Below are 14,982 nucleotides of genomic sequence, written 5' to 3'. Positions count from 1 at the left end.
GATTTTTTCAAAAGATTTTTCAAGCTTAATTAAAGCTCTGAATAATAGGCGTAATTAGGAAAACGTTTGTTATTAAAACCAATCTAAATTGGATATTCTGATTAAGGGAATATTAATCCTCTGAGAAATGTTTTAGCATTCGACGATAAGTTGAGAAAATTTGAGCACGCGAAACGCATCCACAATACTTCCCATCTTTTAGCACAACCAAATTAAATTTATCGGAATATTGATATTTCCTGGCAACATCAGCCATCGATTCATCATGCTGAATTACTACCTGCGGCACTACCATTAAATCGCGAACAAAAACACTATCATATTTTTCGGGTTGGAACATGATCTCTCGTATGTCGTCCATTTTTACAATTCCCTCAAAATTGTTTTCATCATCAATTACAATAAAGATGTTACGTTGTGCTTTTGCAATAATTTTAACCAAATCTCCAAGAGTAGCCTCAGAATTAACGGTACTAAAATTCTTTTCAATCAACTTGGTAACTCGCATAAGGGAAAGTACATTCTTATCCTTATCGTGAGTCATTAATTCTTTTCGCTTTGCTAGCTGAATGGTATAAACCGAATGAGGCTCAAAAGTTTTAACCGTTGCATAAGAAATGGTTGCTGTAATCATTAAGGGAACAAAGAGTTGATAACCTCCAGAAATATCTGCAATCAAGAAAAGTCCTGTTAAAGGTGCATGTAAAACTCCAGCAATCATTCCTGCCATTCCTATCAGGGCAAAGTTATTTACCGGTAAATCTCTTAATCCAAAATAACCAACAACTTTTGCAAAAAGAACTCCCGAGTTTACGCCCATAAACAACGTTGGTGCAAAAATACCACCTACCCCACCAGCTCCAAATGTGATTGATGCTGCAATAACTTTAAAAAATATGACCATTGCCATTAAAGCAACAAACACCCAAAAATTATCCTGCAATGCATAGAAAAATGAGTTATTGTAGAGATATGAATAATCACCCGAAAGACATGCATTTATTGCATGGTACCCTTCACCATATAATGATGGCAAAAAGAAAATAATAACCCCTAATGCCAATGCACCAAAAATCAACTTCTTGTATACATGTTCTATTTTATCAAATATTGAATGAATGAACATGTACGACTTTGTGAAGTAGGTCGCTATCAATCCTGTAAAAATGCCAAGTGCAATATAGTATGGTAAATCTTTCATTACGAAACCTTCCTCCACTTCGAAAGGATATAAAACATCCATACCCAAGAAGAAATAAGAAGTTAGAACAGCTGATGCCGATGAAAGCAAGAGTGGCACCAAAGACCACATGGTTAGGTCAAGCATAATTACTTCCATTGCAAATACAATTGCAGCAATTGGAGCTTTAAAAATAGAGGCCATTGCTCCAGCACAAGCACAGCCCAATAGCAAAGTAATTTGCTTATAGTTTAGGTGAAACAATCTACCAATATTCGAACCCAAAGCTGCACCTGTTGCAACAGTTGGTCCTTCCAGTCCAACCGATCCACCAAATCCTACAGTAAATGCGGAGGTAACTATGGAAGAAAACATGTTATGACGATTAATTTGTCCATTGGTCTTGGAAATACTGTACAAAACATTTGGAATTCCGTGTCGAACAGGACGTCGAATCACAAATTTGATGAATAAAACGGCAACCGTAATACCAATAGTAGGATAAATCACATAGAGGATATTCTGATACTGATCTGACGAATTATTTTGGAGCAACTCACTGATAAAGTGTACGGCGTTTTTAATAATTACTGCTGCAATACCAGATGTTATGCCGATAAGTACCGCCATAAATGAGATAAATTGACGATCGCTTACATGCTTTAAGCGCCAAACTAAAAAGCGTCCTAATAATGATTTTTTCTTCACTCTATAAATTTATAAAACCAAGTAAAACTACCTGATTGATAATGGCTAATCCCCCTAAATGTTTTCGAGCATAAAAAAAGTAATATTGATTGTAAGAAACAAGAACCTTTGCACAATTCGAACTAATATTTAATCAGAAATCAATATCTATAATTAGTCTAAAGAATAAGTTCATAAAAAGCTTCATTACCAATACTGATATGCTTAAAATCATACTTCAAGATCTTATTCTTATCAAGAATTTTTCTAAATTTGCAATCGAACAATTCATCTAATAAGGCACAAGAAAAATACAATGCTCTTGTGTCTTTTTTGCTTGTATACTAATAGAATAAAATATAATGACAAATAGAATCACATCTCTTTTTGGAATAGAGTTCCCTCTTGTGCAAGGAGGAATGGTTTGGTGTTCGGGTTGGAAATTGGCTTCTGCGGTAAGTAATGCTGGGGGACTGGGTTTAATTGGTGCAGGTTCGATGCATCCTGAAACTTTCAAAGAGCACATTCAAAAAGCAAAAGCTGCCACTTCTAAACCGTTTGGTGTAAATGTTCCATTGCTATATCCTGAAATGGATAAAATCATGAACATTATTGTAGAAGAAGAAGTGAAAATTGTTTTCACATCGGCAGGAAGTCCTAAAAAATGGACGCCATTTTTAAAAGAGCATGGAATAACTGTTGTTCATGTGGTATCAAGCGCATTCTTTGCAAAAAAATGCGAAGACGCTGGAGTTGATGCTATTGTTGCTGAAGGTTTTGAAGCTGGAGGTCACAATGGTAGAGAGGAAACAACTACAATGGCACTTATCCCTTCGGTAAGAAAAGCTACAACTCTTCCAGTAATAGCAGCCGGCGGAATTGGATCGGGACAAAGTATGGTGGCGGCAATGGTTCTAGGTGCCGATGGTGTACAAATGGGAACTCGTTTTGCTGTTGCTGAAGAATCTTCAGCTCATATTGATTTTAAAAAATCAGTAATTGAATTAGGCGAAGGTGGAACAAAACTGGCCTTGAAAAAATTGGCTCCAACCCGCTTGGTTAAAAATCAATTCTTTGAGCAAGTTAATGATGCTGAATGCAGAGGTGCATCCCCAGAAGAAATGAGAGAACTTCTAGGTAAAGGACGTGCTAAGAAAGGCATGTTCGAAGGAAACCTGGAGGAAGGAGAATTGGAAATTGGACAAGTTTCAGCCTTGATTTCAAAAATCCAATCGGTAGAAGAAATTGTGAGTGAGATAAAATCCGAATACAAGGAAGCATTAACTGGCTTAGCCAAATTCAATATCTAAATGATAGAATTCGATAAATTTACACTTGAAAATGGATTAAGAGTAATTGTTCATCGGGATGAAACAACACCGATGGCTGCTGTTAACCTTTTATACAATATTGGTTCAAAAGATGAAGATCCTGAACGAACAGGTTTTGCTCATTTATTTGAGCATTTGATGTTCGGTGGATCTGTAAATATCCCCAATTACGACGAGCCTTTACAATTGGTTGGTGGAGACAACAATGCATGGACAAGCAACGATGTAACCAATTATTACCTTACTGTTCCTAAAGACAACCTGGAAACTGCCTTTTGGTTAGAATCAGACAGAATGCTGAGTTTGGCTTTCAGTGAGAAAAGCTTGGAGGTTCAACGAAATGTTGTAATCGAAGAATTTAAACAAAGATATTTCAACCAACCTTACGGTGATGTATGGTTGCATTTACGCCCATTGGCATATAAAAAACATCCATACCAATGGTCAACAATTGGAAAATCAATTGAGCAGATTGAAACAGTGCAATTGGATGAAGTCAAAGAGTTCTTCTTCAAGCACTATGCACCAAACAATGCAATACTTGTGGTGTCGGGTAATGTAGAAACAGAGAATGTAAAGCGCTTGGCAGAAAAATGGTTCGGACCAATTGAGCGTCGGGAAATTGCTGAACGAAATCTACCTGATGAGCCTGTACAAACCGAATTGAGAACTTTACATTTAGAACGCAAAGTTCCATTCGATGCAATTTATATGGCTTTCCACATGGGCAAAAGAACCGATGATGAATTCTATTCTACCGATTTGGTTTCTGATGTTTTATCAAATGGGCAATCATCAAGAATTTTTCAGAAGCTGATCAAAGAACGTAACTTATTCTCTTCTATTGATGCATATCTTACTGGCGATTTTGAACCTGGCCTATTTTTGGTAACTGGTAAATTAAGCGAAGGAGTTTCCTTTGAAGAAGCCGAAGCTGCCATTTGGGAGGAGCTAAACAAGATTGCTACTGAAAAAGTTACTGATTACGAATTGAAAAAGGTTAAAAACAAGATTGAATCAAGTTTGGTATTTTCAGAAATCAGCTATTTGAATAAAGCAATGAACCTTGCTACACATGAACTACTTGGCGATGCGAATGAGATCAACACCGAGGTAGAGAAATATCGTAAAGTAAGCATTGATGATATATTAAACACATCAGCAAAGCTTTTTAGAAAAGAGAATTGTTCGATTTTATATTATCACGCAAAAAAATAGGAATGGAAAAATTATATAGAAATACTGCTCCTGAGTATAAAACTGTTGATAGTATAGAGATTCTTGGAGATAAAAAATATACACTGAGCAATGATATTCCGGTACATGTAATAAATGGAGGAAGTCAGGAAGTATTAAAAATAGAATTCATTTTTGATGCTGGAATATGGTATCAAAACTCTCCGCTCGTAGCAAGTATGGCCAATAGTATGCTTAACGAGGGAACCAGCAAGTACAATGCTGCTGAAATTGCAGAAAAGTTCGATTTTTATGGAGCTTACATTGGTTTTTCAGCTGCCAAACACGATTCAAGTGTTTGTTTGTACACCTTGAACAAATACCTTACGGAAACTCTGAAGATAACCGAAAACCTAATTAAAGATTCCATTTTTCCACAAAAGGAATTTGAAACTATCCTTTTAAATAAGAAACAGCGATTTCAGATTGAGCATCAAAAAACAAATGTTCTGGCAAAAGATGAGTTCAGTAGTTTGATCTATGGAAAAAATCATCCTTATTCGAATATTTTCGATGAATCGGAGTTCGATGAATTAGATATCAATACGGTTAAAGAATTCTACAAAACACATTATATCCCGGATAACTGTAAAATTATCATTGCAGGCAAAGTTGATCAATCTGTTATTGATAAGCTGGAAAAGCTATTTGGAAAGAATGCTTGGCCTAAGAAAGATAATTTGATGGATGCAAAGCACGAAATCCAATTATCGGAAGAGACAAAAAGCTTTGTATGCAAAGATGATGCTGTTCAAGCTTGTATCCGTATAGGTAGACCTATTTTTAACAAAACGCATAAAGATTACACTACACTGCATTTGTTCAACCTAATTCTTGGTGGATATTTTGGTTCACGTCTAATGCAAAATATCCGTGAAGATAAAGGATATACTTATGGAATTAATTCCATTATCATCTCTCATTTAAAAGGCGGACACTTTGTAATTGTAACGGAGGTAGGAAGTGATGTTTGCAAAGCGGCAATTGATGAAATTTATAAAGAAATTAAAAGATTAAGAGAGGAATTGGTATCTGATGAAGAGTTGAATTTGGTTAAAAATTACATTTCTGGTGAAATGTTGCGTAATCTTGATAGCCCTTTTGCTCTTTCTGAAAGTTTAAAAGGCAATTTGCCTTTTGGATTAGACAACTCTTACTATCAAAACTTTATACAAGAATTAAAAACGGTTGACGCTGAAAAAATCAAAACTCTTGCAAATACTTATTTCCAAGAAGAAGATCTTAAATTAGTTGTTTGTGGTCCAGATAATTGTAGGAGTTCAATATAAAAACATATATTTTTTAACAAACCGATTAAATCATAGGATAAATTATCAGCAATCTTGCTTAAAAGACATTTTAAAGAAGATTTGTATAGAAAATAGTACAATTTTAAGCTTAGCAAAGCATTAAAAAATAGTTAGATTTCGCTACATTTAAAGATTACAACTAAAATAGAATTCAAGTTTATTTATGAACGTTGAAACCGAAAAAGATAAACAATTAGTGCTTGATGCTTATGAAGCTCTTTTAAAAGACTGTAAAAGAAGTCATGCTGAAGAGAGTCGTAAGATGATTGAGAAGGCTTTCCAATTTGCCTGGAAAGCTCACAGAGGTGTGCGAAGAAAATCAGGAGAACCATATATATTACATCCTATTGAAGTTGCTCATATTGCTGCCAAAGAAATGGGACTTGGTACAAAATCTATTGTTGCCGCTTTACTTCACGATGTGGTAGAAGATACAGATTATACCGTTGAAGACATTGAAAATCTGTTTGGCGAAAAAGTCTCTCAAATAGTAGATGGACTAACCAAAATTAAGGGTGTTTTCGATCAAAAGACATCGATGCAAGCGGAAAACTTTAGAAAAATGCTTCTCACCTTATCAGATGATTTACGTGTAATTCTGATAAAAATGGCAGATCGCCTGCACAACATGCGAACCTTAAATTCCATGCCATTGCGCAAGCAAATGAAAATTGCAGGTGAAACTCTTTTTCTTTTTGCTCCATTGGCTCATCGTATGGGCTTGTACTCAATAAAAACAGAACTTGAGAACCTAAGTTTAAAGTATGAACATCCTGATGATTACAACTTAATTGATGAGAAGATAAAAGAACAGGAAGCCAGACAAGCTAAACTTATTGAGCGAATTATTGCGCCTATCGAGGTAAAACTCCAAGACAATAACATCCGCTGTTCCATAAAAAATCGCCCCCGCTCCATTTATTCCATTTGGACCAAAATGCAAACTCAGAATGTTAGCGTAGAGGAAATTTATGATTTGGTTTCGGTTCGTGTAGTTTTTAAACCTGAAGAAGGCATTCCTGAAAAAAACCAATGTTGGAATATTTACTCTCTAATTACTGATATCTATAAACCAAAACCCGAACGCATTAGAGACTGGGTTAGTACTCCTAAAGCAAATGGTTACGAAGCATTGCATGTTACTGCAATGGGACCTCAAGGAAATTGGGTTGAATTTCAGATTAGAACAGAACGAATGGACGATATTGCAGAAAAAGGTTTTGCAGTTCATTCAAAATACAATACCAACGGCTCCGGCGATTCGGAACTTGATAAATGGCTTAAGGATGTAAGGGAAATTCTCGATAATCCGGAAGCAGATGCAATGGCATTTTTGGATGAATTCAAACTGAATTTGTTCTCACAGGAAATTCAAGTTTTTACACCTAAAGGTCATATTAAAACTTTACCTAAAAATGCTACCACACTGGACTTTGCATACGAAATCCATACCGATATTGGCAACCAATGCATCGGTGCAAAGGTAAATCATCGATTGGTTCCACTTAGCCATGTATTAAAAAGTGGTGACCAAGTAGAAATCCTTACCTCTGAAAAGCAATCTCCAAAACATGAGTGGACCGAATTTGTGGTTACCGCAAAAGCCAAGTCAAAAATAAAGGCAGCCTTTAAAAAAGAACGGAAAGAATATACAAGCAAGGGTGCAAGAATGGTGGAAGATCAACTTTTAGAGGTTGGACTTCAGCTAAACGCGAAAGCCTTGCGTAAAATGCTTGAACATTATAAGCTATCTGGTAAGGAAGAATTATTCTATAAAGTTGGTGTGGGCAAAATCGATATCAACGAAATAGAAGCTATTGTTCGCAGAAAATCACGAAGTAAGTTCATTAAATACTGGAGACTTAACTTTTTTGGAGACCGCGACAAGAAAGAAACCAAAGAGGAAGAAGAAACTGTAGAAGAAGTAGTTGAAGACGAGAAGCCAACCATTGATAAGAAGAAAACTTTCATGCTTAGCGAAATGGCTGCCAATGAGTCTTACAAAATTGCGACTTGCTGTAAACCTATTCCCGGTGACGAGGTTCTCGGTTATTTAGATATGGCCAATAATGTAACCATTCACAAGCGCAAATGCCCGAATGCCTTGAAACTGATGTCAAGTCAGGGAGATCGAATCTTAGCTGCGGACTGGACTAGTCACAGGTTAATGTCGTTCCTTGCTGTTATCGAACTTTCAGGTATTGATAAGATTGGAATTGTGAACGAGGTAACCAATATTATATCTAAAGATCATGATGTAAACATGAGATCACTTCACTTCGAAAGTCACGATGGAGTTTTCGAAGGACTGATTCACCTATACGTACACAATACAGAAGACCTTAACAACCTTATCGTGAAATTGATTAAGATCAAAGGCCTTGATAACGTGAAACGTATAGAAAACATCGAAGAATATTCCTAGATAAAATTTATTCTAAATAAGGTTTTAATTCTAAAAAAAATTACTATTTTAGACCATTATTTTAAATTAGATTAGATAACACCTAGGTTATTTTTAAGATATGAGCAACGAGGACACCAAAGAAATTGTGAAGAAGATGTTTACCGAATATCTTCAGAAAAAGGGACATCGAAAAACACCTGAAAGATATGCTATTTTAGATGAAATCTACTCACGTGAAGGGCATTTCGACATTGAGTCTCTTTACATATTTATGAAAAACAAAAATTATCGTGTAAGTAGAGCAACTCTTTATAATACTATAGATTTGCTTCTAGATTGCAAGTTGGTAATCAAACATCAATTTGGTAAAAATATTGCTCAATTCGAAAAAGCTTACGATAGCAATAAGCACGATCACTTAATTTGTACTCGTTGTGGAAAAGTATTAGAATTCTGCGATACAAGACTTGATGATGTAAGGAGAAACGTATCTGACGATATGGACTTCAAGGTTTCACACCACTCTTTATACATATACGGAACTTGTCAGGAATGTAGAAAACTAGAAAACAACTAGAATTATCAACAATCATATTTCCCTAAAAACCTCTTTAAATAAGAGGTTTTTTTGTATCTGCACATTTTATCAACAAGCTGAATTTTCTTCAAAGTTATATCAAAATAATTACTACCTTTGACTGTTAAAACTTGTAACCATCCTTCAAGATTTAACATCAAATCCGAACCGTTTTTATAAATCCGAAAAAATAACAATTCGGTCCGGTAAATTAGATTATAAGATTTAAATCAAATTATTAGACAAAATGAAAGTTGATGTGCTTTTAGGCCTCCAGTGGGGAGATGAAGGTAAAGGAAAAGTTGTGGATGTACTGACCCCAAAGTACGATTTAATTACCCGTTTTCAGGGTGGACCAAATGCAGGACATACCTTAGAATTTAATGAGATAAAACACGTTTTACACACTATTCCTTCTGGTATTTTCCGTGATGATAAAATCAATGTAATTGGTAATGGTGTTGTTATTGATCCTGTAATCTTTAAAAAAGAGATTGAAGGAATTAAAGGATTGGGTATTGATTTGTCTAAATCACTATTCATTTCTAAGAAAGCACATTTAATTTTACCATCTCATCGTATTCTTGATGCTGCTTCGGAAGCTGCCAAAGGAAAATCAAAAATTGGTTCTACTCTTAAAGGTATTGGCCCAACTTATATGGACAAAACTGGCAGAAACGGTTTAAGAGTTGGTGATATTAACAGTAATTTTAAAGAAAAATACGAACTTTTGGTTGCTAAGCACCGTCAGATGCTTGATAAATTCTACGAGTTCGACTATGATATTGCTGAGTACGAAGCTGAATGGTTCGAAGGAATTAAAGTTCTTAGCGAATTCCAACACATCGATAGCGAACAATTTCTAAACGATGCATTAAAAGAGGACAAATCAATCCTTGCGGAAGGTGCTCAAGGTACTTTATTGGATATTGATTTTGGTTCATACCCATTTGTAACATCTTCGAACACGGTATGTGCTGGTGCTTGTACTGGTTTAGGTGTTGCTCCTAACAGAATTGGTAATGTTATCGGTATTTTTAAAGCATATTGTACTCGTGTAGGTATGGGACCATTCCCAACTGAATTGTTCGACGAAGATGGACAAAAATTAAGAGACAATGGTAACGAGTACGGTTCTACAACTGGTCGTCCAAGACGTTGTGGTTGGTTAGATTTAGTATCGCTGAAGTATTCTATCATGATTAATGGAGTTACTGAATTAACCATGATGAAATCAGATGTTATGGATGACTTTGAATCCGTTAAAATCTGTACTTCATACAAAGTAAATGGTCAGGAAGTAGCACACGTTCCTTACGAAATGACTGAAGATATTGAGCCAGTTTACACTGAATTTAAAGGATGGAAAACTGACATGACTGCTATGACTCATGAAAATGAATTCCCAGAAGAATTTAATGCGTATATTGATTTCATTGAGAAAGAAACAGGTGTTCCTGTAAAAGTTGTTTCGGTAGGTCCTAACAGAGCACAAACAATCGACAGAATGATTGACTAAGATCAACATATATTACATAGAAAATCCCGCTTAAAAGCGGGATTTTTTTATACTACACGTACAACCTGGAATACCCTTGCGCCATTTTTTAAAATAACACGTTTGTAAAACACTCCATCGACCACATAAAATGTTCTACCATTTTTCGAAATCAATTTGTATCCATTGGGCAAATCGTCTACTTGGATGCCAACAGGAGGCGTAACAATTTCATACCTTTTCCCTATCGCAATGTAATAGGTGCCGTAATGGTAGAAATAATTACGACCATTTAATACAATTCGAACGTGCTTTGCAGGTAGCACCTTAACCCTATTTCCAACTGGTGCAGCAACAATCTTGTATCCGCGGGTTGATTTTTTATAATAGATTCCATTTGCATGATAAAATACACCTTTGTTATGCTTGATTCTTTTGGCAGAATTCACATACAAAACATGTGTTCCTTTTGCAGGATATCGTTTGTATCTCTTATGCTTTACTACTACTTTTTTATAAACTTGCTTAGCCTGTACCTTATCAGGAATCAGCATACCACCCGATAAAAGGAATACAACAGCCAATATCTTTATCAAATTCTTCATAATCCTTCCTTTTGTAGACTGCTCGATAAAATCAATTCAATAATTATTCCCGGGTGATTTAAACCATTTGTTATCGTTTATCGACCAAATAATTGTTTCGCTTTTTAAACTGCTCTTTAGTTAGGTTAACACTAAAAGTCCCATTACTGATATCCTTATATTCACTTGTCTTCACAAATTTCAACTTACCAGTCCCCTTTAGAAAAATTCGCCCCTCAAAATTTCCGTATAATACATTGTTTTCAAACCCAGTTAATGTGAGCTTAATTTTGTCTTTTTTCACATCACCCTGGTATTCACAAACACCAGTCTTGTTACAAAAATTTCTTTCTCTTTGCACTTCCTCTTCATTATACCAAGATATATACCCCGACTCATCAAATTCACCACAAACTACATGCGGAAACTTAATACTATTCAGGTCTACTCCTTGCACTCCAATACTAATTTCTTCGGCCGTATCCATACAATCACTGTCTGCAATTAATCCTGTCAGGTAGATTGTGTTATCATCTCGATTCCATATTCCCTCGCAGTTCTTCATTTCAACACAACAATCGTCATTTCCTGAAAACTGCATACTTATTTGATTATTGGAGTTTTGGTGAATCCCTTGATTATTACTCATTCTTGCTGTATTCGATACAGTAGAACATGAAACCCAAAATAATAGTGTTATTCCAGCATAAAATAGTCGTAAATTCATAAGGCAATTTTTTATTTTACAGATGCATCGTTAATAAAAAGGTTGCGAGTAGTTTTAAGTTTTGTCTACTAATAAAACGACGAAATAGAAGATCACCCTACTTAAAATCCAGGTTTTTCGATAATATTTTATTCAATACACTAATTTTCAGACACAAAAAAAGCTGCCAAATCATTGACAGCTCTGTTATTCTATATTGAAATATCTCTATTTACTATTTGAAGGTAATTCTAAACCATAACCCGATACTTTATCCTCTCGCTTCAACAATAAAGCAAACAATAATCCAAAAACACCCAAGCAGGCAAACATCAACATCGTATAGGTATAATCCAACTGTGATGTTCCTTCAGGATTAGTTCCATCCAAAACCACACCTGCCAGAATTGGGAAGGCCCAAAGACCTAAATTCTGCACTGAGAACATGAAGCCATATGCTGAGCCAATACGTGTTTCATCAACCATTTTAGCTACCGAAGGCCACATAGCTGCAGGAACTAAAGAGAATGCAACCCCCAAAATCACCATCATTACATATGGTGTTAATCCTGTAAATGCAAATATCAAATGAACGGTTACTAAGATTAAAGATCCGTAAATCATTAAGGATGCGGCCTTCCCGTATTTATCTACAAAAAAACCAAACAGTGGTGTAAATATCATTGTTCCCACCGGAAGTAACGAGGAAATAAAACCACTTTCCTTTATACTCATACCAAACTTATTCAGGAAGAAATCAGCTGAAAAAGAGAGAAATGGAAACACTGCAGAATAGAAGGTTAAACACAATAATGTAACATAGATAAATGAGCGATTCATTAATAGTTTGGTAAGATCAGAAAATTGAAACTCTTCACTTTTCGATAGTAAACCACCGTGCTCCACTTGTCTATCTAATTTTAAATCGAACATCATATAGATCAAGAATACCAGCAACGCAGAAGTAACAAAGAATGCAGCAAACCATGTTGCCACTGTCCACCCTGCTTCAGCCTCAATTAAAATTGGAGAAAGGTTAAATGCAAGGAACGAGCCTGTTCTAGCTAATCCAAGTTTTACACCAAAAGCCAATGCTAACTCTTTTCCTTTAAACCATTTTACAATGATTTTACTAATTACAACAATACTGGTTTCCGCTCCTAAGCCAAATAAGAATCTACCCAAAAGCATCATCTTCAATTCTGGTGAATATCCAGGCATGAAAGAAGACATAAAAGCATAACCTAAACCATTATTTCGATACATATCACTGGCTCCATAGGCTGTTACCAAGGCACCTAATGTCATAAAGGCAATAAACATGAAACCGGTTCTTCGAATGCCCAATTTATCAAGAATGATTCCCCCCATAACGGCCATTAGGAAGAACACATTAGGAATAGAATATACCGATACAAACAAACCAAAATCGGTACTGGTAAAGCCGAATTCTTTGGTTAGGGTTGATTTTAATGGCGATAAAGCATCATAGAAATAATAATTTGCTGCCAGAACAAATCCGACTGTAAGCAACATTGCCCAACGAGTAAAAGGATTATCTCGCAAGGAGGTTTTTAAAGCTTCTGTATTCATTAGTTTAGTGTTAGTTATAAGAAGCACCGAAAATACAAAAGCTTTTTCAGATGGCATAATAAATAGTCTACCTTAGATTGAGGTATTATAATACCCTCGTCCGAGGTATTAAGCTAATGCAGTGTGCATCCTTAGGATAATGCAGTTTCTATTCTCAAAATCACAATAATGAATAAAAAGAAAGCCGCCTCAAACGCAATGTTTAAGGCGGCTTACAATTAATATCTTAATTCAATTATTTTTGAATATTTGGCAATTCAAGACCGTAACCTTGCTTCTTGTCTTCAGCTTTCAATAGGAAACCAAAAATGGTAGCAAGAATCGTTAATCCCACAAAAATTAACCAAGTTGATGAGTAATCGAACATTGGAATCTCACCAATTTCTCTTAATCCCTGAACTTTAGCAGAAATTTCGTTAGCAGGTACACCTTCTGCTCTGAAGTTTGCAATTGCAGTTTCAATTTTCTCGTTTACACCAGGGTTGGTCTTATCCAAAACAACTCCTAAAAGAATTGGTACCAACATTAGACCAATGTTCTGTACATAGAAAATCAAAGCATAAGCCGATCCCAATTGTTTCTCCGGGATAATTTTTGGAACCGATGGCCACATTGCCGAAGGAACCAAAGAGAATGCAATACCTAAAAGAATTACAGCAGCAATAGCAACCCAAGTTGCAGTAAGTGCTGGTAAATAGAATATGGTATGAACAATTACAAGTAATACCGCTCCCAAAATCATGATAGAAGCACCCTTACCTAATTTATCGTATATATATCCAAAAAGAGGCGTCAATAGGATTGTACCAAATGGCAAGATAGATGGAATATCTCCTGCAGTTGAAGGATCAATACCAAACTTATTTACCATCAAACCTGACGAAAATTTATAGAATGGGAATACTGCTGAGTAGAATAACAAACAAAGAATAGCAATATACCAGAAACCTTTACTCTTTATGATCAAACCAAGATCAGAAATTTTAAATGGTTCTTCCTCTTCCGCTTCATCTTCTACTTGCTTATCCAATTTGGTATCCATTACGCAGTAAACAATGAAAAGAATTAATGCAATACAAAGAGCCAAAGTACCAACCAAAACAGCTGTAGGAATACTAAAAGCATCTGCCAAACGTGGAGATCCAAATAAAGCAAGGAATGAACCTAAACGAGCCAATGCCATTTCGGTACCCATAGCCAAAGCCATCTCTTTTCCTTTAAACCATTTTACAATGATTCTTGACACTGTAATACCAGCACCTTCGGCACCTACACAGAATACAGCAAAACCAGCAGCTGATGTAAATACTCTGGCATCAATTCCAATGATTGTAGCACCCATTTCGAAATTATGAGCAAATGCATAGTACTTAATTGCAGCACCTATAATCATTACCAAACCAGATCCTACTGCGGTAAATTTAATACCCATTTTATCAAGTACAATACCAGCAAATATCAGCATAAATGCAAATACATTCAGATATCCCTGTGCACCTGTAACCAATCCCCAATCAGTACCACTCCATCCGTAAGTACTTTGAATTAGTGTTTGAAGAGGAGAAAGTACCTCCATAAAGGTATATGCAATAAGCATAGTTACCGAAACGAGAATTAACACAAACCAACGGGCACCTGCGTTATCTCTCAACGTCTTTTTAATAGCGTCTGTCATTATTAAATTTTTAGGGTTAAACTTTTATTAATCATATTAGGAGCCCACTAAATTAAGATTAATGACTTAAAAAACAAATGACTGAATTCATGATAGAACATGAGGCATAAAAAAAAGTCGCCCAATGGGCGACTTTCATAATATGTTTGATTAGTTCCGAAAAGTGTTTAAATCCCCAGCAAATGCAACGCATTTGTT

At 35.6% G+C, this 14,982-nt stretch carries 11 protein-coding genes; 6 read left to right on the top strand and 5 right to left on the bottom strand.

What is annotated here, in order from left to right:
- Window positions 1–112 precede the first annotated feature (112 nt).
- Entirely contained in the window at window positions 113–1,888 is a 1,776-nt protein-coding gene (locus DF185_RS14715) for a chloride channel protein (RefSeq protein ID WP_243421780.1), read from the bottom strand.
- Between the two features lie 341 nt (window positions 1,889–2,229).
- On the opposite strand from DF185_RS14715, the gene DF185_RS14710 reads away from it, so the two are divergent.
- From DF185_RS14710 to DF185_RS14685, 6 genes are all read left to right on the top strand, one after another.
- Complete coding sequence (locus tag DF185_RS14710) at window positions 2,230–3,177, top strand: NAD(P)H-dependent flavin oxidoreductase (protein WP_110361518.1); 948 nt, start codon at window positions 2,230–2,232, stop codon at window positions 3,175–3,177.
- Entirely contained in the window at window positions 3,178–4,416 is a 1,239-nt protein-coding gene (locus DF185_RS14705) for a M16 family metallopeptidase (RefSeq protein ID WP_110361517.1), read from the top strand.
- Between the two features lie 2 nt (window positions 4,417–4,418).
- Entirely contained in the window at window positions 4,419–5,723 is a 1,305-nt protein-coding gene (locus DF185_RS14700) for a M16 family metallopeptidase (protein ID WP_110361516.1), read from the top strand.
- Between the two features lie 184 nt (window positions 5,724–5,907).
- The gene (locus DF185_RS14695; protein ID WP_110361515.1) at window positions 5,908–8,169 is read left to right on the top strand and encodes a RelA/SpoT family protein; all 2,262 of its coding nucleotides are present in this window, start codon (window positions 5,908–5,910) and stop codon (window positions 8,167–8,169) included.
- Between the two features lie 100 nt (window positions 8,170–8,269).
- Window positions 8,270–8,728: a Fur family transcriptional regulator gene (locus DF185_RS14690; protein WP_054714678.1), complete on the top strand. Its 459-nt coding sequence runs from the start codon at window positions 8,270–8,272 to the stop codon at window positions 8,726–8,728.
- A gap of 247 nt (window positions 8,729–8,975) precedes the next feature.
- Entirely contained in the window at window positions 8,976–10,247 is a 1,272-nt protein-coding gene (locus DF185_RS14685; protein WP_110361514.1) for an adenylosuccinate synthase, read from the top strand.
- 47 nt (window positions 10,248–10,294) lie between these two features.
- Here DF185_RS14685 and DF185_RS14680 read toward each other — a convergent pair whose 3' ends face one another.
- The 4 genes from DF185_RS14680 to DF185_RS14665 form a co-directional block, all read right to left on the bottom strand.
- Complete coding sequence (locus tag DF185_RS14680) at window positions 10,295–10,831, bottom strand: DUF6515 family protein (protein WP_110361513.1); 537 nt, start codon at window positions 10,829–10,831, stop codon at window positions 10,295–10,297.
- A gap of 70 nt (window positions 10,832–10,901) precedes the next feature.
- Entirely contained in the window at window positions 10,902–11,537 is a 636-nt protein-coding gene (locus DF185_RS14675) for a hypothetical protein (RefSeq protein WP_133250046.1), read from the bottom strand.
- 207 nt (window positions 11,538–11,744) lie between these two features.
- Window positions 11,745–13,109: an MFS transporter gene (locus DF185_RS14670; protein ID WP_165836040.1), complete on the bottom strand. Its 1,365-nt coding sequence runs from the start codon at window positions 13,107–13,109 to the stop codon at window positions 11,745–11,747.
- Window positions 13,110–13,344: 235 nt separating this feature from the next.
- Window positions 13,345–14,784, bottom strand: coding sequence for an MFS transporter (locus DF185_RS14665; RefSeq protein WP_110361510.1), 1,440 nt, complete (start codon window positions 14,782–14,784; stop codon window positions 13,345–13,347).
- Window positions 14,785–14,982 lie beyond the last annotated feature (198 nt).

This window comes from Marinifilum breve, assembly GCF_003202155.1.
Taxonomy (GTDB): domain Bacteria; phylum Bacteroidota; class Bacteroidia; order Bacteroidales; family Marinifilaceae; genus Marinifilum; species Marinifilum breve.
The sequence above is the reverse complement of the archived record's forward strand: the minus strand, read 5'-3'. Positions and strand labels throughout refer to the sequence as shown.